A 19,788-nucleotide genomic window follows, 5' to 3' on the forward strand; every position below is an offset into this window, starting at 1 on the left:
GGGACGCAGGCTCGGCATTTCAGGCGCGGCGCCCGCGCGACGATATCCAGCCGGCGCCGTCCGGCAGGCGGCCCTCCGGACGGCGCAGCTCCCGGAATCCGTCTCAGCGCAGCGAGCGGTACATCTCCTGGCGCTGCGGATGCGTCAGGATCACCTGCCACAGTTGCCCTTCGCGCGAGCGGAAGAAGCCCGCGCAACACATCAGGTAGTACTGCCACATGCGGTAAAAGCGCGTGCCGTAGCGTTCCTGCAACTGCGGCCAGGCGCGCTGGAAGTTGTCCCACCAGGCCATCAGGGTGCGGTCGTAGTCGGCGCCGAAGTTGTGCCAGTCCTCGATGATGAAGCGGCCTTCGACCGCGGCGCTGATCTCGCGGGCCGAGGGCAGCTTGCCGTTGGGGAAGACGTAGCGGTCGATCCAGGGGTCGGTGCTCTGGCTGGTCGAGGCGATGCCGATGGTGTGCAGCAGGAAGATGCCGCCGGGCGCCATCAGCCGTTGCACGTTGGTGAAGTAGGTGTCGTAGTTCTTGGGGCCGACGTGCTCGAACATGCCGACCGACACCACCTTGTCGAAGCTGCCTTGCAGGTCGCGGTAGTCCTGCAGCAGCAGCTCCACCGGCAGGCCGCGCACGCGTTCCTGCGCCAGCGCCAGCTGCTCCTTGGAGACGGTGACGCCGGTGACCTTGACGCCGTAGCGCTCGGCCGCGAACTTGGCCAGCCCGCCCCAGCCGCAGCCGATGTCCAGCAGCGTCTCGCCGGGCTTGAGCTGCAGCTTGCGGCAGATCATGTCGAGCTTGGCTTGCTGCGCAGCTTCGAGCGTGTCGGCCTGTTCCCAGAAGGCGCAGGAATAGATCATGCGGCTGTCGAGCATGGCTTCGAACACGTCGTTGCCGGCATCGTAGTGCTGTTCGCCGACCTCGAACGCGCGGCTCTTGGACTGCAGGTTGAACAGCTTGTGGCGCAGGTGTTCGGCGATCAGCTTGACGCGCGCCAGGCCCAGCGCGGCCGAGCCCATGTCGGCGCGCAGCAGGCGGGTGAACAGTTCGTCGAGCTGTTCGCAATCCCATTCGCCGTCCATGTAGGATTCGCCCAGCCCCAGCGACCAGCTGGCGAAGACGCGCTCGTACATGTGCTTGTCATGGACCTGGATGTCCCAGGGGCGCGAACCGTTGATCCGGACGTCGGCGCGGCTCAATACGTCCTGCAGGACCTTGGGCGGTTCGGGAGGCGGGGCGGCCTCCGGACGCGAGGGACTCAGCTGAGTAGTCGGACTGCTTTGGTGCATAGTGGCTCCATATCAATTCTGGACTGACTGATCTGGCAATGCTCGAAGCGCATAACTCTCGCCCGGACCGGCGGATGGAATCCAATTTAATGATTGAATCGACTCGATAGGCAATCGTAATTTCAGCGGGGTGTCAGCGCCGTGACACCGCGGCCGCCGAACCGGGACCCGCCAATCTTAACCAACGTATGCGGCTGCGCAAGGCCCAGGCGCATCCTGCCACCAACCGGGCCACGGCGTGGCCAAAGACCCTGGCGGGAATGGTGTCGTTGATATCGGACAGCCGGACATGGGGCGGGCGGCGCATCCGATAAGATAGCGCCCATGCGCGGCGTCGCGATCGCGGCGCTCCCCGGTCTTTTGGAGCATAACGATGCTGGATGCGAGCCTGGAACCCCGTTTGGAATTCGTCACCTGTGCCAGCCCGGCGGGCCTGCACCGCATGGCTTATTGGGAATGGGGCGATCCGGCCAACGATCGGGTGCTGGTCTGTGTCCACGGCCTGACCCGCAGCGGGCGCGACTTCGACACCCTGGCGCGGCGCCTGGCCGGCCAGTACCGCGTGGTCTGTCCGGATGTGGTCGGCCGCGGCCGCTCCGACTGGTTGGCCAATCCGGCTTTTTATACCGTGCCCCAGTATGTGTCCGACATGGTGACGCTGATCGCGCGGCTGCGGCCGGCCTCGCTGGCCTGGATCGGCACCTCGATGGGGGGGCTGATCGGCCTGGGGCTGGCCGGCGCCGCCGCGTTCGCGCGCGCCATGCTGCCATTGCGCCCGCATGCCGGGATGCTGCCGCCGCAAGACGGCATCCGCCTGTCGCGATTGGTGCTCAATGATGTCGGCCCGAGGCTGGAGACCGGCGCCCTGGCGCGCATCGGGCAGTATGTGGGCGAGCCGGGCGTCTTCGCCTCGTTCCCCGAGGCGGTGGCCGCCATGCGCGCCAATTCCGAGACCTTCGGCCCGCATAGCGACGCGCAATGGCAAGCGCTGGCGCGCTTCGTCTATCCCGAGCAGGGCGGGCAATGGGTCAAGCACTACGACCTGGCGCTGGCCCAACCGATGACCCAGCAGACCGGCGACGAACTGGCGGCCGGCGAGCAGATCCTGTGGCGCTCCTATGACGCGGTCGATTGCCCGATCCTGATCGTGCGGGGCGAGCAGTCCGATCTGCTGACCCGCGCCACCGTCGAGGAAATGTGCCAGCGCAATCCGCGCGCCCAGGTCTACGAGGTGCGTGGCGTCGGCCATGCGCCGACGTTGATGGCGGATGATCAGGTCACGGCGGTGGCCGACTTTCTGCTGGCCTGACGGCCGCCCGCGGCGTTCGCGGCGCCGCTCGCGTCCCCCTTCGATGCCGGCTCGCGGTGGCTGGCGGGCCACCGCCTCCGCCATATTGGGGACGCCGCCGGCCGGCGCCGCTACCCAGGGGCGCGGTGCTTCTCTACAATAGGTTGCATGACTACGCCCGCGCTCAATATCGATCTGCATTGCCATTCCACCGTGTCCGATGGCGCCCTGGCGCCGCGCGACGTGGCGCAGCGCGCGCACGCCAACGGCGTCGATGTCTGGGCGTTGACGGACCATGACGAGGTCAGCGGCCTGGCCGAGGCCGCGGCCATGGCGGGGGAACTCGGCATGCGCTTTGCCACGGGCGTCGAGATCTCGGTGACCTGGGCCGGCCTGACGGTGCACATCGTCGGCCTGCGGTTCGATCCGTCCAACACCGCGCTGGTCGAAGGCCTGCGCAAGACGCGCTCGGGCCGCGCCGAGCGCGCCCGCCGCATCGGCGAGCGCCTGGCCGAGATGGGCATGCCGGGCGCCTATGAAGGGGCGCTGCCGTTCGCCGGCAATCCCGAGCTGATCAGCCGCACGCACTTCGCGCGCTATCTGGTCGAGGCCGGCTACTGTCCCGACGTGCAGACTGTCTTCACCAAGCACCTGGGCGACGACCGCCCGGGCCACGTGCCCATGCAATGGGCCACGCTGGCCGAGGCGGTGGGCTGGATCCGCGGCGCCGGCGGCATCGCCGTCATCGCGCATCCGGGGCGCTACAAATACACGCCGCTGCAGTTCGCCGCGCTGTTCGACGAATTCCTGCAACTGGGCGGCGAGGGCATCGAGGTCACCACGGGCAGCCACACCGTCGAAGAGGCGCGCCAGTATGCCGAAGTGGCGCGCCGCTATGGTTTCCTGGCCTCGCGCGGCTCCGACTTCCACAGCCCCAAGGAAAGCCGCATGGACCTTGGCCGGCTGCCGCCGCTGCCGGCCGACCTGAAGCCGGTCTGGCACGACTGGTTCTAGCGCGGCGGCGCGAGGCCGCCCGGCTCCCGGCATGGCGTGTCCGTGCCATCCTTTGAACTGACTGATCGCGCGCCAAGGGCGCTGCCGCCATGAACAAAGCCTTTGTCAAAGAATCCGATAACGAGGACGACGACGATCTGCCGCTGGCCCAGGCCCTGCCGGCCGGCACCAAGAACTACATGACGCCGGAAGGCTACGAACGCCTGCGCGGCGAGCTGACGCACTTGATGAACGTGGAGCGGCCATCGGTGGTGCAGGTGGTGTCGTGGGCGGCGTCCAACGGCGACCGTTCCGAGAACGGCGATTATCTCTACGGCAAGAAGCGCCTGCGCGAGATCGATCGCCGCATGCGTTTCCTGACCAAACGGCTGGATATCGCCGAGGTGGTCGACCCCGCCGCCCAGCCCAACCGCGACCAGGTTTTCTTCGGCGCCACGGTGCTGTATTCCGACAAGGCCGGCCAGGAGCACACCGTCACCATCGTCGGGGTCGACGAGGCCGAGCCGCTGGCCGGCAAGATCAGCTGGATCTCGCCGGTGGCGCGGGCGCTGATCAAGGCGCGGGAAGGGGACACGGTGGTGCTGCGCACCCCGGGCGGGATCGAGGAACTGGACATCCTGGAAGTGCGGTATCCAGACTAGGGGCCGCCAGGCGGCGGCTTGCGGGCCTGCTGCCGGGCGATGGCCTGGCTTGCGTGCCAGCGCGCGATTCCCGGACCCCGACAGGCGGACCAAAAGGCGACGGGCGCCGGCTTGTGGCCGGCGCCCGTCTTTTGGTGGGCGGGATCTGACGTCCCTGCCTCGGTTGGCGGCTTGCGCCGCCGTTCCCCTGGGGCTTGCTGCTTGTTCGGTGCGTGGTCGCGGTGGGGTTACTTCTTGCGCGCAGCGATGGACTTCTCGGCCAGGTTGACCAGGTCCACGCCGATCTGCTTTTTCCACTTGTCGTAGACCGGCTGCGTGATCTTGGCGAAGGCGTCATGTTCGGCCGGGCTCAGCGTGGTCACGGTGACGCCGTGGCCCTCGATTTCCTTGAGCAGCGACGGGTCTTCGGGCGTGACGCCCTTGCGCGCGATCACGATCTGCTGCTTGCCGGCGTCCAGCGCGGCCTGGCGCACGATCTCGCGGTCCTTTTCCGACCACGAATTCCAGACCTCGCGGTTGACCACGAAGATCAGCGGGTCGGCCACGTAGTTCCACAGCGTCAGGTATTTCTGGCCCACGGTGTAGAGCTTGGAGCCGGTATAGATCGACAGCGGGTTCTCCTGGCCGTCGACCGCGCCGCTGGCCAGCGCCGGCTGGGCATCGGCCCAGCTCATCTGGGTCGGGTTGGCGCCCAGCGCGGTGAACGTGTCGATGTACAGCGGCGAGCCGACCACCCGCAGCTTCATGCCCTTCATGTCCTCGGGCCGCTTGATCTCGTGCTTGGAGTTGCTGAGCTGGCGGTAGCCGTTCTCGCCCCAGGCCAGCGGCACCACGCCGGCCTTCTCGATCAGCTTGAACATTTCCTTGCCCACGTCGCCCTGCACCAGGGCGTCGATGGCGGCGTAGTCGGGCATCAGGAAGGGCAGCGAGAACAGGTTGAGCTGCTTGACCTGCGGCGACCAGTTGATGGTCGAGCCCACCGCCATGTCGATCACGCCCTGGCGGATGGCGGTGAATTCGCGGGTCTGGTCGCCCTGCACCAGCGACGTGCCCGGATAGACCTTGATGTTGATGCGGCCCTGGGTGCGCTCGCGCACCAGGTTGGACCAGATCTCGGCGCCCTGGCCCCATGGGAAGGTGGTGCCGACGACGATGGAGAGCTTGTATTCGGACTTGTAGTTCTGCGCCTGCGCGGCCAGGGGAGTGGCGGCGACGGCGGCGGCGCACAGGGTGGCGCCGATCAGTTTGCGGAAATTCATGTTGCGTCTCCTCTCTTTGCGGGTCTGTCTGTTGTTGTCGTGAATGTCACGCCGGGCGGGGTCGTCCGGCTCCCTCAATAACCGAGCTTGTGCGGCAGCCACAGCGCCAGTTGCGGGAACGCCAGCACCGCCACCAGCACCAGGAACATCGCGCCCAGCAGCCACACGACCCAGCGCACGGTCGACTCCATCGGCACGCGCGCGATGCGGCACGACACCATCAGGTTGACCGCCAGCGGCGGGGTGAATTGGCCCAGCGCCACCTTGAGCGTCAGGATCACGCCGAACCACACCGGGTCCCAGCCGTAGGCTTTGGCGATGGGGGTCAGCAGCGGCACGAAGATCAGGAAGATCGAGATGCCGTCCAGGAACATGCCCACCGTCATCAGCAACAGCACCAGCAACGCCAGCACGCCCCATTCGCCCAGCCCGGAATTGACGATGGCGTGGGTGATCGGGTCGATCACGCTGAGGGTGGACAAGGCCCAGGCGAAGATGCCGGCCAGCGTCACCACCAGCATGATGACGGCCGACAGTTCGGCGGCTTCGCGCAGGATCACGTACAGGTCGCGCAGCTTGATGGTGCGGTGGATGCACATGCCCACGAACAGGCCGTAGAACACGGCCACCACGGCCGCTTCGGTGGGCGTGAACCAGCCCAGCCGCATGCCGCCCAGGATCAGCACCGGCGCGGCCAGGCCCCAGGCGGCCTCGCGCAGGCTTTGCCAGAAGGGCGGGCGCGGCAGGTGCGATTCCAGCATGCCCATCTTGTGCCGGCGCGCCAGCCACACCGCCGGCACGATCAGCGCCAGGCCGGCCAGGATGCCGGGCACCATGCCGGCGGCGAACAGGGCCGGCACCGAGGCCTCGGGCACCAGCACCGAATAGATGATGAAGGCCACCGAGGGCGGGATCAGGATGTCGGTGGCCGCGCCGGCGGCCACCACCGAGGCCGAGAAGGCGCCGGGGTAGCCGGCGCGCGACATCGCCGTGATCATTACCGCGCCGACCGCCGCCGCGCAGGCCGGTCCCGAGCCCGAGATACCGCCCAGGAACATGGCCACCGCGATCGACACCAGCGGCAGCATGCCCGGGCCGCGGCCGACGATGGCGATGGCGAAGTCCACCAGCCGCTTGGCCACGCCGGAGCGGTCGAAAATGGAACCCACCAGCACGAACATGGGAATCGCCAGCAGCGGGTATTTGGCCAGGCCGGCGTAGAAGTTCTGCGGCACGGCCAGCAGCCCATACCAGGGCGTGTCCAGGTTGGACAGCACGATGGCCACGGTGCCGCCGATGCCCAGCGCCACGCCGACCGGCACGCCGATCAGCATCAGCGCGACGAACACGGCGAACAGGATACCGGCGATCATGCCCGGCCCCGGTCGGTCCGGGCCTGTGGCGCCCGCCACAGGCGCCGCAGCGTTCCCAGCGTGCGCAGCGAGATGGCGGCGGCCATGACCGGCAGCCAGATCGAATACCACCAGGTCGGCACGCCGATGGCGGGAGAGGTCTCTTCGTAGATGAATTCGTCGCAAACCAGCTTGACCGACAGCACCGTCAGCAGCACGAAGAACGCCAGCACGAAGACGTTGGCGATCAGCGCCAGGATGCGCTGGCGCCGCGGCGAGCCATTGTCGGCCAGGATCTCGATGCGGATGTGATGGTTGCGCACAAACGCCACGCTGCCGCCGGCCATGGTCAGCACGATCAGCAGGAACACCGAAATTTCCTCGGTCCAGGCGAACGACTGATCGGTGAAGTAGCGCACCAGCACGTTCAGGAAGGTGATGATGGCCAGCGTCGCCAACAGGATTACGGCCAGCCAGTCTTCGATGGCCAGCGGCACTTTCACGGCGGGGTCTGTTTCGGCGGGGATGATCGGTTCGACGGGCTCGGCGGGGGCTTCGGGGCGTGACATGTGAGGCAACGGCCAGCGCGGCGGGGGCGCTTTTCAGGTATGGGGTCGCTGCATCCTACCGTCGGGGCGAGGGCAGGGGTGTTCGTGTTTTCCCGCGCTGCGGTATGGCCGCAACATGGTGCATCGCAATAGCGGGCGTGCGCGAACAGCCGGCCGACGCGTGATAAACCGAGAGGCTGGCTGGGGTTGGACGTCATATTGCTTCGCAGCAGGCGGGGCCTTGCGTCGCGGAATTCTTTTGTAACAACAGCCGAAGCCGGACGAAATCGTGCCGCAGCGGGGCCACGGCACGCCACGCTCCGGGAAAACCCCTTAAACAGGTAAAATCCCGCTTTTGCTCCCCTCCTTATACGGCGCCCGCATCGTGTCCCTTGTTCAGCATCTGCCTGGTTCCTCCGTCCTGTCCTCCTTTCGTCGTGACCGCCTGTTGGCGCAACTGAAGGAAGCCGGCCTGCCGGTGGCCGACATTTCCGCCCGCTACGAGCACTTCGTCAGCACCGACGCCGCCCTGACGGCCGAACAGCAGCAGCAACTGAGCCAACTGCTGGACTACGGCACCCCCGCCAGCGGCGAGGCGCCGGCCAAGAGCCTGGCGCTGCTGGTGATCCCGCGCCTGGGCACGATCTCGCCGTGGGCCAGCAAGGCCACCGACATCGCCCACAACTGTGGCCTGTCGGCCGTGCACCGCATCGAACGCGGCGTGCGCTACGTCATCACCCCCGAACGCGGCCTGCTCGGCGCCAAGTCGTTCGACGCCGACATGCTGGCGCGCGCGGCCGACTGCCTGCACGACCGCATGACCGAAACCGTGGTCGACGCCAGTTTCGACGGCCAGGCGCTGTTCCAGCCGCTGGCCGGCAAGCCGATGCGCACCGTCGACGTGCAGGCGCGCGGCGCCGCCGCGCTGGTCGAGGCCAACGCCAGCCTGGGCCTGGCCCTGTCCGATGACGAGATCGAATACCTGGCCCAGTCGTTCAGCGACCTGGGCCGCGATCCCACCGACGTCGAACTGATGATGTTCGCGCAGGCCAACAGCGAACACTGCCGCCACAAGATCTTCAACGCCCAGTGGGTGATCGACGGCCAGGAGCAGCCCAACACGCTGTTCGGCATGATCCGCGCCACCCACAAGGCCCAGCCCGAAGGCACCGTGGTCGCCTACTCGGACAACGCCGCCATCATGGCCGGCGGCCCGGCGCAGCGCTTCCAGGCCGGCGTGCCGGGCGTCACGGGCGAAGGGGTCGAGGGCGCCAAGTACATTCGCCGCGACACCACCGTGCACACCCTGATGAAGGTCGAGACGCACAACCACCCGACCGCGATCGCGCCGTTCCCCGGCGCCTCGACCGGCGCCGGCGGCGAAATCCGCGACGAAGGCGCCACCGGCCGCGGCTCCAAGCCCAAGGCCGGCCTGACCGGCTTCACCGTCTCGCACCTGCGCTTTGACGACGCCACGCAGCCCTGGGAAGCCGACCACCACGGCCTGCCCGACCGCATCGCCTCACCGCTGTCCATCATGATCGACGGTCCCATCGGCGGCGCCGCCTTCAACAACGAATTCGGCCGTCCCAACCTGCTGGGCTATTTCCGCTCGTTCGAGCAGACCGCCGGCGGCACGCGCTGGGGCTACCACAAGCCCATCATGATCGCGGGCGGCCTGGGCAGCATTGACGCCGGCCTGACCCACAAGGACGTGATTCCCCCCGGCGCGCTGCTGATCCAGCTGGGCGGCCCGGGCTTCCGCATCGGCATGGGCGGTGGCGCGGCCTCCAGCATCAGCATGGGCAGCAACTCGGCTGAATTGGATTTCGATTCGGTCCAGCGTGGCAACCCCGAACTGGAGCGCCGCGCCCAGGAAGTGATCGACCGCTGCTGGCAGCAGGCCGAGAACAACCCCATCATCGCCATCCACGACGTCGGCGCGGGCGGCCTGTCCAATGCTTTCCCGGAACTGGTCAACGACGCCGGCCGCGGCGCTATCTTCGATCTGAAGCGCGTGCCGCTGGAAGAATCCGGCCTGTCGCCCGCCGAGATCTGGAGCAATGAATCGCAGGAACGTTACGTCCTGTCGATCCTGCCCAAGGACCTGGAACGCTTCGACGCCATCGCCCGCCGCGAACGCTGCCCCTACGCGGTGGTGGGCGTGGCCACCGAAGAACGCCAACTGCGCGTGGTCGACGGCGAGGGGCTGCCCGGCCTGGACACGATCCGTCCGCAAGGCGAGGCCGAAGTGCGTCCGGTCGACGTGCCGATCGACGTCATCCTGGGCAAGCCGCCGCGCATGACGCGCGACGTCCGCCGCCTGCCCGGCGTGTCCGAGCCGCTCGACCTGGCCGGCATCGACCTGACGGAAGCCGCCTACCGCGTGCTGCGCCACCCCACCGTGGCCAACAAGTCGTTCCTCATCACCATCGGCGACCGCACCGTCGGCGGCCTCTCCAGCCGCGACCAGATGGTCGGCCCGTGGCAGGTGCCGGTGGCCGACTGCGCCGTCACCCTGGCCGACTACCAGGGCTTCCGCGGCGAAGCCATGGCCATGGGCGAGCGCACCCCCATCGCCATGCTGAACGCGCCGGCCTCCGGCCGCATGGCCGTGGCCGAGGCCCTGACCAACCTGGCCGCCGCCGACGTGGCGCGCCTGGAAGACATCAAGCTGTCGGCCAACTGGATGGCCGCCTGCGGCGTGGACGGCCAGGACGCGGCGCTGTACGACACCGTGTCGGCCGTCAGCGAGCTGTGCCAGGCCGCCGGCCTGTCGATCCCGGTGGGCAAGGATTCGCTGTCCATGAAGACCTCCTGGGAACAGGACGGCGAGCAGCGCCAGGTGGTGGCGCCGGTGTCGCTGATCGTCACGGCCTTCGCGCCGGTCGGCGACGTGCGCGCCAGCCTCACGCCGCAGTTGCGCACCGACGCCGGCGACAGCGTGCTGATCCTGATCGACCTGGGCCGTGGTCTGCACCGCATGGGCGGCTCGATCCTGGCGCAGACCTACAACCAGGTCGGCGAGACCGTGCCGGACATCGATTCGCCGGAAGCGCTGCGCGCGTTCTTCGTCACCATCCGCACCCTGGCCGAGGCCGGCACCATTCTGGCCTACCATGACCGCTCCGACGGCGGCCTGTTCGCCACCCTGGTCGAAATGGCCTTCGCCGGCCGCACTGGCATTTCGGTCAACCTCGACATGCTGACCTTCGACCCGCAATCGGCCGATTGGGGCGACTACAAGATCCGCCCCGAACAGGTGGCGGTGCAGCGCGACGAACTGACGCTCAAGGCGCTGTTCGCCGAGGAAGCCGGCGCCGTCATCCAGGTGCCGGCCGCCCAGCGCGACGCCGTCATGCAGGTGCTGCGCGGCGCCGGGCTGTCGGCCCACTCGCACGTCATCGGCGGCCTGAACGGCGCCGACGAGGTCGAGTTCTACCGCGACGGCAAGAAGGTCTGGGGCCAGCCGCGCGCCGAGCTTGGCCGCGCCTGGAGCGAGGTGTCCTACCGCATCATGGCGCGCCGCGACAACCCCGCCTGCGCCCAGGCCGAGCTGGACGTCTGGAACGACACGCAGGACCCGGGCATGAGCCCGAACGTGGCCTTCGATCCGCAGGAAGACGTGGCCGCGCCGTTCATCAATAGCGGCAAGCGCCCGCGCGTGGCGATCCTGCGCGAGCAGGGCTGCAACAGCCAGGTGGAAATGGGCTGGGCCTTCGACACCGCCGGCTTCGACGCGGTCGACGTGCACATGACCGACCTGCTGTCGGGCCGTGTGGACCTGGCGCAGGTGCAGGGCCTGGTGGCCGTGGGCGGCTTCAGCTACGGCGACGTGCTGGGCGCCGGCGAGGGCTGGGCCCGCACCATCCGCTTCAACAGCAAGCTGTCGGATCAGTTCGCGGCGTACTTCGCCCGTCCCGACACCTTCGCGCTGGGCGTGTGCAACGGCTGCCAGATGATGGCCGCGCTGGCCCCGATGATCCCGGGCGCCGAGCACTGGCCGCGCTTCACCCGCAACCTGTCGGAGAAGTACGAGGCGCGCCTGTCGATGGTCGAGCTGGCCAAGTCGCCGTCGATCTTCTTTGCCGGCATGGAAGGCGCGCGCATTCCGGTCGCGGTGGCGCACGGCGAAGGCTATGCCGACTTCTCGCAGCAGGGCGATGCCGGCCGCGTGCTGGCGGCGGCGCGCTATATCGACAACCGTGGCAACGCCACCGAGGCCTATCCGTTCAACCCGAACGGCAGCCCGGGCGGCCTGACCTCCGTCACCACGGCCGACGGCCGCTTCACCGTGATGATGCCGCACCCGGAACGGGTGACCCGCAACGTCATGATGTCGTGGGCGCCCGGGAAGTGGGGCAACGCCGACAGCGGCGGCCAGTTCAGCCCGTGGATGCGCATCTTCCGCAATGCGCGTGTCTGGCTGAAATAAAGACGATGCGCAGGCCATGCGGCGGCGCGCCTGGCGCCTGCTGCAAGATGCGAAAAACCCCGTTGGGCACCAACGGGGTTTTTTTTCGTCCCCTGGGTTCGCAAGCGTGTGCGTATCGCGCGCGGGAAGCGGGGTGTAACCCAATGACATATTTAACTTTTCATTGCAAGAAGCCGTAAACACCTCGACAGCCGCCCATGGCTGCCCTCCGCAAACCCCGAGTCGCTCCCCCTCCCCATGTTCAAGAATCTGAGTATCCGCGCCGTCCTGACGACCGCGCTCTGTATTTTCTTCGTCCTTTTCCTGGTCACTGGTATTGCCGTGTACCAACAATTGACTTCCAACCGCAGTTCCATCGAGGTGATGCTGGACACCAACCTGGTGCGCGCCAACGCCGTGGACGCGGCCGGCGCCGAATTGCTGCGCGCGCGTCTGGTGCTGCTGGCCGCCCAGACCACCTTGCTGGAAGGCAAGAGCATCGCCAACCTGGCCAGCATGCAGCGGCTGGACGGTTACACCAAGAAGGCCGCCGACCTGATCCAGACCGCGCGCCAGAATCCCGAGCAGTCGGCGGTCGGCAAGCCTTTGTTCGATGAGGCGTTGGCGGCCTATGAGGTCTACCAGCGCGATGCCATCGTGCCGATGATCGCCGCGATCCGGGCCGGCAAGGCCCAGGATGCCAGCCGCCTGAACCTGGAGAAGGTCACGCCGCTGGGGATTGCCTTCACCCAGGCGATCCAGAAGTACGTCGATTACGCCGATCAGGTCGGCCAGCGCGTCGCGCACGACGCCAATACCCGAATCAACGGCGCCATTGCCTTCCTGGTCGGCCTGATGGGCGTGGTCGCGGCGCTGGTGGTGGGCCTGTACGTGGTGTTTGCCCGCTCGGTGTTCCGGCCGTTGCACGAGGCCGGCCGCCTGTTCGACCGCATCGCCGGCGGCGACCTGACCAACCGCATCGAGCAGCGCGGCAACAATGAGATCGGCGTACTGTACGCGGCGGTCAAGCGCATGCAGGACAGCCTGGCGCGCACCGTGGCCGCCGTGCGCCAGGGTGTCGAAGAGATCCACACCGGCTCGCGCGAGATCGCGGCCGGCAACATCGATCTGTCTTCGCGCACGGAGCAGCAGGCCGCTTCGCTGGAGGAAACCGCCGCCAGCATGGACGAGCTGTCGTCCACCGTGAAAAACAATGCCGACAGTTCGCGCAGCGCCTCGCAATTGGCGACGGCGGCCTCCGATGTGGCCACCCGTGGCGGCCAGGCGGTGGGCGATGTGGTCGGCACCATGCGCGCCATCGCCGACAGCTCCAACCGCATCGCCGACATCGTCGGCGTGATCGACGGCATTGCCTTCCAGACCAATATCCTGGCGCTCAATGCCGCCGTGGAAGCGGCCCGCGCCGGCGAGCAGGGCAAAGGCTTCGCGGTGGTGGCCAGCGAAGTGCGCGCGCTGGCGCAGCGCAGCGGCCAGGCCGCCAAGGAGATCAAGGGCCTGATCGACGACTCGGTGCAGAAGGTTTCGATCGGTTCCGACCAGGTCGAAGCGGCTGGCGCCACCATGCAGGAAATCGTGGCGTCGGTGCGCCGCGTCACCGACATCATCAACGAAATCTCCAGCGCCTCCGAAGAACAGTCGCAGGGCATCCAGCAGGTCAACCAGGCGGTATCGCAGATGGACAGCGTGACGCAGCAGAATGCCGCGCTGGTCGAACAGGCGGCGGCATCGGCGGCTTCGCTGGAAGCCCAGGCGCAGCGCCTGCGCGAAGCGGTGGCGATCTTCAAGCTGCAGAGCGGCCGCGTGATCGAGGCGCAAGCCCCGGCGCTGGGGCATGCGGGCGAGCCGGCGCTGCTGGGCGGCTGAAATAGGGACGCCTGACACGCGTGGGCGCCGGCATCCGCGTCCATGCGCCGGGCGCCGCGCGCAATGCGCCAGGCGAGGGAACCGCGCCGGCTGCGTCGTTACTTACTGGGGTGCGGGCAGCTTCCTGCCCGTGGTCAACGATGCGCGGAGGGGTTCCATGAACGACATTGCAGCCTTGCGGTCAGGCGCGAATTACTTGCAGCACGAAGTGACTGATTTGCAGGAAGACCATGCCAAGACCGCCACCAATTACGTTCGGCTGGCGCAGCTGCTGGATGGCATCGCGGCCTCCAAGCAGGCACACCGGACCAACCTGGAGGCGCAGTACCCTACGGCGTTCCAGTCCGGTGCCAGGAATGGCGAGGCAGTCGCCAAGGGAGCCGACGAGATCCTGCGGCAGCAGCGCTTGGTCTATGAATGCCTGTCCCTGGTGGGCGCGTTGAGCGAAGACGAACAAGCCCACGGCGAACGGCTCGATCGCGTCAACGATCGCCTGCGCGACGCCTTGGCGCTGGTCCGGCATGGTCATACGCCATCCGTCGAGGATGCGACCCGGCTGCGCAGCCATCTGCAGGAAGTGAGCGACGACGTTTCCGCCATGGCCGACCGCCACCAGATAGTGCTCCAGGCCAACGCCGCGTTGATGGACATGATCGGCCAGTTGAAGGCCGAGGCGCCGAACGTGCCGCCGCCAGTGCGGGATCCCCGGCAGGCCCTGGATAACATGCGGGCGGAAGGGGATATCCAGGTTCCCCGGAGTGATGGCGTGGCGGCGTCGACGTCGACGTTCACCGTGCCCACGGCATCGGCGTTGAGCAGCCGCATCGCGGAGGGATTGCTGCCAGGCAGCGCGTTGGGCCCGCGCGCCATCGTCAGTGCCGACGAGTCGAGCAGCCACGTCGTCTGCAATAACCTGGTGCGTGTTTCGGCGCAGGATCTTGAGGATCCCGTCCGCCTTGAGCGGATTGTTCTCTTGCTCACCCACAATCCCGCCCGGGGCTGTTTTTCCGTCGCCGCGGAACGGCAGGGGGAGTTGACCGCGCCCTCAGCCCAGGTATTGTCGGGTCGCATGTTCAACACCGCGATCCTCGTCATCGATCCGAAGAAGCTCAGCCAACAGGATCAGGAGGGCTTCGGCGGTCTGCTGTTCGAGCCGACGGTGAACACGGAATGCTCGGTGGCCTCGGTCGGCCAGGGCGCTATCATTGCCGCGATCGTGCCGCAACGCATGGGCGGCCATGTGGGCATTCCGACCTTGCAGGTGGGCGACACGACAGCCAATTTCGAAATGCGCGTCGGCGGCGGCAGAACGGTATTCCAGAACCTGATCATGCCTGACTATGGCCAGGGCCTGACCGACTTGCTGCGCGCCAATCCGGATCGCACGATGCTGATTCACCTGACACGGTTCAATTAAGCGCAGCGACCACGCCCTTCCGGCCGCGCGTGATGCGGCGGGGAGGGCGCGAGCCAAAGGACGGACAGCGTTTACTGGTCCAGCTGGATCTTGGCGTCGGCCGCCACGTTCTTCCACTTCTTGACGTCGCTGGCGATCACGTTCTGGAACGCCTCCGAGGTGCCCGCCACCACCGTGCCGCCGAGGCTGGCAAGCTTGGCCTTGACCTCGGGGTTGTTGAGCGCCTTGACCGAGGCATCATGCAGCTTCTGCGTGACGTCGGCCGGCAGGCCCTTGGGCGCCAACAGGCCGTTCCAGGCGTTGGCTTCGTAGCGCGGCAGGCCGGCTTCCTTGAAGGTCGGCGTGTCCGGCAGTTCCGGTGAACGGCTGTCGGCGGCAATGGCGAGGGGGCGGATCTGGCCGCTTTTGATATACGGCAGCGAGGCCGGCACCGGTTCCCAGATCATCGACACCTGGCCGCTGATGACGTCGGTGAAGGCCGGCCCCGCGCCGCGATAGGCGATGTGCATGAGTTTGGCGCCGGTCATCGACTTCATCAGTTCCATTGCCAGGTTGCCCAGGCCGCCCGCGCCCGACGAGGCGTAGGTGTATTTGTCCGGATCGGCCTTGGCGGCGGCGATCAGGCCGTTCAGATCGGTGGCGGGGAAGTCCTTGGTGACGCTGAGCACGCCCGGCACCGTCACCAACTGCGTGATGGCGGTGAAGTCGCGCACCGCGTCGTAGGTCAGGGTCTTGTAGACCGCCGGGTTGGTGCCGTGGGTGCTGGACGAGGCCAGCAGCAGCACGTAGCCGTCCGGCGCCGAATCGGCCACGAAGCGCGTGCCGATCGAGCCGCCCGCGCCGGCCTTGTTCTCGACCACCACGGTGGCGCCCAGTTCGGTGCCCAGTTGCGCGGCGAACACGCGGCCGATGATGTCGGCGGTGCCGCCGGGCGCGAACGGCACGATCAGGCGCACGGGCTTGTTGGGGTAGTCGGCCTGCTGCGCCGAGGCGGCGCCCGCGATCAGCGAGGCGCCGCTCAGCAACGCCACGGCAATTGCGGTTTTGGTCAGTTTCATGATGTCTCCAGGCGAAGGTTAGTCGAGGCTGTTGAGCCAGTCGACGATCAGTTCGGCGATGCGGTCGCTGTTGCGATCCAGCATGCAGAAATGGGAATTGCCGGCGATGCCGGTGGCGGGCAGGTCCAGCACGTCGGCGCGCCGGCCGGCCCGTTGCAGCGCCTGCCAGTACGCGTCGGTCTGGGCGCGATAGCGCCGCCAGGTGTCGTGCTGGTCGACGTGGTCGCCCCACACCAGCAATTGCGGCGGCAGGGGGCCGTCGACGCGCCCGGGCGTGCCGGTGGGCTCGACCGCCACCAGCGCGCGGATCGGGCCGGGACACTCGCGCGCCAGTTGGGTGGCGTAGCCGCCGCCCTGGCTGTGGCCGATGACGATGCAGGGACCGGCCAGGTCGAGCAGCGCGCGGTAGGCGGCCAGCGCCATGGCCTCATGCGCCAGCCAGCGCGGCACGAACTGCTTGGCGAAGGTATCGAAGGCTTCGGCCGGGAATTGCTGCGCCGGGTGGGGGCGGCGCGCGGCATAGCCGTCCGCGGGGCCGATGCGGAACAGGTGCCAGGCCTCTTCCTTGGAGCGGAAGATCGGCGCCGAATCGTAGACCTGCGGGTACATCGCCCAGGAGGCGCGGCCGCGCTCGGGCGCGTCGGCCACGAACACGTCATAACCGGATTGCAGCAGCCGCCACAGCCAGCCCTGGCGGCCGTCGGGCGTGCTTTCCCATTGCGCGCCGGTCATGCCGCCGCCATGCCAAAGCAGCACCGGATGCGGATGGCGCGGCTCGGCCAGCCGGTACTCCTGCACATAGAGTTGGCCGGCGCAGTAGCTGCCGTTCATGTCGATGGCGCGCGCCGCGCCGTTGCCCACGACCTGTTTGCGCAGCACCGGCAAGCCGTTGGCGGCGACCTCGTGTCCGCCCAGAAAGTGGCTGCGCAGGGACTTCAGCAGGATCGGGGACTCGGGCATCGGCATCTCCAGGGGAACATCGCCATACTAGTTGTAACAATCGTTTAGTTTGTGCAAAATGTGCGGGGGCTGTGCCGATACGGCACAGCAAGACCGGAAGGGGCGGACGGGATGGACATCAAATGGCTGGAGGACTTCGTCGCGTTGTCGAAGGCGCGCAATCTGTTCCAGGCGGCCGAGGCGCGCAATGTCACGCATCCGGCTTTCGGACGCCGCATCAAGGCGCTGGAGGACTGGGCCGGTGTGCCGCTGGTCGAGCGCGGTCATCAGGTGACCAGCCTGAATGCGGCCGGGCGCAGCATGCTGGCCGCGGCCATCGATGTGCTCGACATTCTGCGCGAGACGCGCCAGGGCTTGCAGAAGCCGGAACTCGAACGCAGCCGCCGCATCGTCATCGCGTCGGGCAAGACGCTGGCGCATTCGATGCTGCCGGGGCTGATGGCCAGCGTGCAGCGGGGCGTGCCGCCGTTCCAACTGAAGGTCATCACCACTACGCTCAATTACGGCATCGACATGCTGGCCGACGGCGAGGTCGATTTCCTGCTGTGCCACGCGCACGAGCCGCTGTACGCGCAGATCGACAATCCCAATTACCGCTGCCGCCGGGTCGGCGCCGACAAGCTGGTGGCGGTCAGCGCGCCGCTCGCGCCGGGCGGCCGGCATCCGCGCCATGCGGTGCCGAAACTGGCCTCGGACCCGGCCGTGCCGTTCCTGGCGTACGCCGACAGCATGTCGCTGGGCCGCATCCTGCGCGACCGGCTGCGCGGCCTGTGCGTGACGGCGCAGTTGCAGACCCTGTACGAATCGGATCTGGCCGACGCCCTGCACGCCATGGCCCGCCAGGGGTTCGGGCTGGCCTGGTTGCCGCATACCCTGGTCGAGTCGGACTTGCGCGCCGGTACCCTGGTACGGGCCGACAGCGCGCGCAATGACATCCACATGGAGATCCGGCTGTACCAGTCGGTGGACCACGCCAAGCCGCTGGCGCGCCAGGTCTGGAGCCGGATCGAGGCCTACGCGGCGCGCTAGGGCGGGGCGGCGCGGGCAGCGGGAGCCACCTGCCGGCACCGTTTTCCCGCGGCCGCGGGACAAACAGGGACGAAAGATGCCGAGCGCGTCCGGCAGGCATAGAATGGTGGATTATTTCGCTTCCCGACCACAGGATCCCGCGCCATGAACGCACGCATCCCCGACGACGCCCTTCCTCCCACCCTCGATCCGAAGGCCCTGCAGGCTTTTGTGGACGACAAGTGGGACAACGAGATCATCCCCGCGTTGACCGACTACATCGCCATCCCGGCCAAGAGCCCGGCGTTCGACGCCGACTGGGAAAAGAACGCGTTCATCGAGCGCGTGGTGCGTGACGCGGCGCAGTGGGTCGAAGCGCAGAAGGTCTCGGGCCTGAAGCTGGAAGTGGTGCGCCTGCCGGGCCGCACCCCGGTGATCTTCTTCGACGCGCCCGCCACCCGCAGCGACAACGGCGACACCGTGCTGCTGTACGGCCACCTGGACAAGCAGCCGGAATTCTCGGGCTGGCGCGCCGGCCTGGGCCCCTGGACCCCCAAGTACGAAGACGGCAAGCTCTACGGCCGCGGCGGCGCCGACGATGGCTATGCCGTGTATGCGTCGCTGACCGCCATCATGGCGCTGGACAAGCAGGGTGTGCCGCGCCCGCGCTGCGTCGGCATCGTCGAGACCTGTGAAGAGTCCGGCAGCTACGACCTGCTGCCCTATGTCGACGCGCTGCGCGACCGCCTCGGCAACGTGGCCCTGGTGGTGTGCCTGGATTCGGGCGCCGGCAACTACGACCAACTGTGGATGACCACCTCGTTGCGCGGCATGGTCTCGGGCACGCTGGAAGTGCAGGTGCTGGACGAAGGCGTGCACTCGGGCGACTCCAGCGGCGTGGTGCCGTCGTCGTTCCGCATCCTGCGCCACCTGCTGGACCGCCTGGAAGACAGCGCCACCGGCCGCCTGCTGCCGCAGAGCCTGCACTGCGAAATCCCTGCCGACCGCATCGAACAGGTGCACGCCACCGCCCGCATCCTGGGCGACGAAGTCTGGCGCCGGTTCCCCTGGAGCTGCGGCGCCGAGGGCGGCTTCGTGCTGCCCATGACCACCGAGCCGGAACAGGCCCTGCTGAACCGCACCTGGCGCCCGACCCTGTCGGTGACCGGCGCCGAAGGCCTGCCGCCGCTGTCCAGCGCCGGCAACGTGCTGCGGCCGCGCACGGCGTTCAAGCTGTCGCTGCGACTGCCGCCGCTGGTGGACGCCGTTGCCGCCTCCGAGGAAATCAAGGCCCTGCTGGAAGCCGACGCGCCCTACAACGCCAAGGTCATCTTCAAGGCCAATGAAGGCGCCGCCACCGGCTGGAACGCGCCGGCCTCCGTGCCGTGGCTGACCCAGGCGCTGGATGCCGCCTCGCAGCAATACTATGGCGCGCCCTGCGGCTACATTGGCCAGGGCGGCACCATTCCGCTGATGAGCATCCTGCAGAAGGGCTTCCCCCAGGCGCAGTTCATGGTCTGCGGCGTGTTGGGTCCCAAGTCCAACGCCCACGGCCCCAACGAATTCCTGCACGTGCCTTACGGCAAGAAGCTGACGGCCGCGGTGGCGCAGACCATGGCGGCGATGCCGGCGGCCTGATCGGCGAACTCCCCGATTGATGCGC

14 protein-coding genes are annotated in these 19,788 nt (G+C 67.8%); 8 read left to right on the forward strand and 6 right to left on the reverse strand.

Features of this window, described 5'->3' with window-relative positions; translation table 11 throughout:
* Positions 1–103 precede the first annotated feature (103 nt).
* Positions 104–1,282, reverse strand: a complete 1,179-nt coding sequence (gene cfa / locus K2W61_RS19500) for a cyclopropane fatty acyl phospholipid synthase (protein WP_175131498.1) — start codon at positions 1,280–1,282, stop codon at positions 104–106.
* Between the two features lie 373 nt (positions 1,283–1,655).
* Between cfa and K2W61_RS19505 the strand changes: the two genes are divergently transcribed.
* The 3 genes from K2W61_RS19505 to greB all read left to right on the forward strand — a co-directional run bounded on the left by K2W61_RS19505 (position 1,656) and on the right by greB (position 4,225).
* Entirely contained in the window at positions 1,656–2,591 is a 936-nt protein-coding gene (locus K2W61_RS19505) for an alpha/beta fold hydrolase (protein ID WP_175140669.1), read from the forward strand.
* A 147-nt stretch (positions 2,592–2,738) separates the two neighbouring features.
* On the forward strand, positions 2,739–3,584 hold the full coding sequence (locus tag K2W61_RS19510; protein ID WP_175131496.1) for a 3',5'-nucleoside bisphosphate phosphatase: 846 nt from the start codon (positions 2,739–2,741) through the stop codon (positions 3,582–3,584).
* Between the two features lie 89 nt (positions 3,585–3,673).
* Positions 3,674–4,225, forward strand: a complete 552-nt coding sequence (gene greB / locus K2W61_RS19515) for a transcription elongation factor GreB (RefSeq protein ID WP_175131495.1) — start codon at positions 3,674–3,676, stop codon at positions 4,223–4,225.
* 227 nt (positions 4,226–4,452) lie between these two features.
* Here the strand turns inward: greB and K2W61_RS19520 are convergent, their stop codons facing one another.
* The 3 genes from K2W61_RS19520 to K2W61_RS19530 all read right to left on the reverse strand — a co-directional run bounded on the left by K2W61_RS19520 (position 4,453) and on the right by K2W61_RS19530 (position 7,405).
* Positions 4,453–5,484, reverse strand: a complete 1,032-nt coding sequence (locus K2W61_RS19520; protein WP_236756363.1) for a DctP family TRAP transporter solute-binding subunit — start codon at positions 5,482–5,484, stop codon at positions 4,453–4,455.
* Between the two features lie 74 nt (positions 5,485–5,558).
* The gene (locus K2W61_RS19525) at positions 5,559–6,857 is read right to left on the reverse strand and encodes a TRAP transporter large permease (protein ID WP_175131493.1); all 1,299 of its coding nucleotides are present in this window, start codon (positions 6,855–6,857) and stop codon (positions 5,559–5,561) included.
* A complete protein-coding gene (locus K2W61_RS19530; RefSeq protein ID WP_175140670.1) occupies positions 6,854–7,405 on the reverse strand; it encodes a TRAP transporter small permease in 552 nt (183 codons plus the stop codon). Before K2W61_RS19530 ends, K2W61_RS19525 begins: the two co-directional genes overlap by 4 nt.
* Positions 7,406–7,769: 364 nt before the next feature.
* On the opposite strand from K2W61_RS19530, the gene purL reads away from it, so the two are divergent.
* The 3 genes from purL to K2W61_RS19545 all read left to right on the forward strand — a co-directional run bounded on the left by purL (position 7,770) and on the right by K2W61_RS19545 (position 15,099).
* A complete protein-coding gene (gene purL / locus K2W61_RS19535) occupies positions 7,770–11,819 on the forward strand; it encodes a phosphoribosylformylglycinamidine synthase (protein WP_236756364.1) in 4,050 nt (1,349 codons plus the stop codon).
* Between the two features lie 237 nt (positions 11,820–12,056).
* The gene (locus K2W61_RS19540) at positions 12,057–13,682 is read left to right on the forward strand and encodes a methyl-accepting chemotaxis protein (protein ID WP_175140672.1); all 1,626 of its coding nucleotides are present in this window, start codon (positions 12,057–12,059) and stop codon (positions 13,680–13,682) included.
* A gap of 157 nt (positions 13,683–13,839) precedes the next feature.
* Positions 13,840–15,099 carry a hypothetical protein gene (locus K2W61_RS19545; RefSeq protein WP_236756365.1) on the forward strand — a complete coding sequence of 420 codons (1,260 nt, stop codon included), beginning with the start codon at positions 13,840–13,842 and terminating at the stop codon, positions 15,097–15,099.
* Positions 15,100–15,170: 71 nt separating this feature from the next.
* Here K2W61_RS19545 and K2W61_RS19550 read toward each other — a convergent pair whose 3' ends face one another.
* Both K2W61_RS19550 and K2W61_RS19555 read right to left on the reverse strand, forming a co-directional pair.
* Complete coding sequence (locus K2W61_RS19550; protein WP_175131488.1) at positions 15,171–16,157, reverse strand: Bug family tripartite tricarboxylate transporter substrate binding protein; 987 nt, start codon at positions 16,155–16,157, stop codon at positions 15,171–15,173.
* 18 nt (positions 16,158–16,175) lie between these two features.
* Positions 16,176–17,117, reverse strand: coding sequence for an alpha/beta hydrolase (locus tag K2W61_RS19555; protein WP_175140674.1), 942 nt, complete (start codon positions 17,115–17,117; stop codon positions 16,176–16,178).
* A 111-nt stretch (positions 17,118–17,228) separates the two neighbouring features.
* Here K2W61_RS19555 and K2W61_RS19560 point away from each other — a divergent pair, with 111 nt between their 5' ends.
* Together K2W61_RS19560 and K2W61_RS19565 are read left to right on the forward strand one after the other, a co-directional pair.
* Positions 17,229–18,146, forward strand: coding sequence for a LysR family transcriptional regulator (locus K2W61_RS19560; protein ID WP_175140675.1), 918 nt, complete (start codon positions 17,229–17,231; stop codon positions 18,144–18,146).
* A gap of 144 nt (positions 18,147–18,290) precedes the next feature.
* Positions 18,291–19,763, forward strand: a complete 1,473-nt coding sequence (locus K2W61_RS19565; protein ID WP_175131485.1) for a M20 family metallopeptidase — start codon at positions 18,291–18,293, stop codon at positions 19,761–19,763.
* The last annotated feature ends 25 nt before the right edge of the window (positions 19,764–19,788 follow it).

This window comes from Achromobacter pulmonis (genome assembly GCF_021733725.1).
GTDB classification, from domain to species: Bacteria; Pseudomonadota; Gammaproteobacteria; order Burkholderiales; family Burkholderiaceae_B; genus Achromobacter; species Achromobacter pulmonis.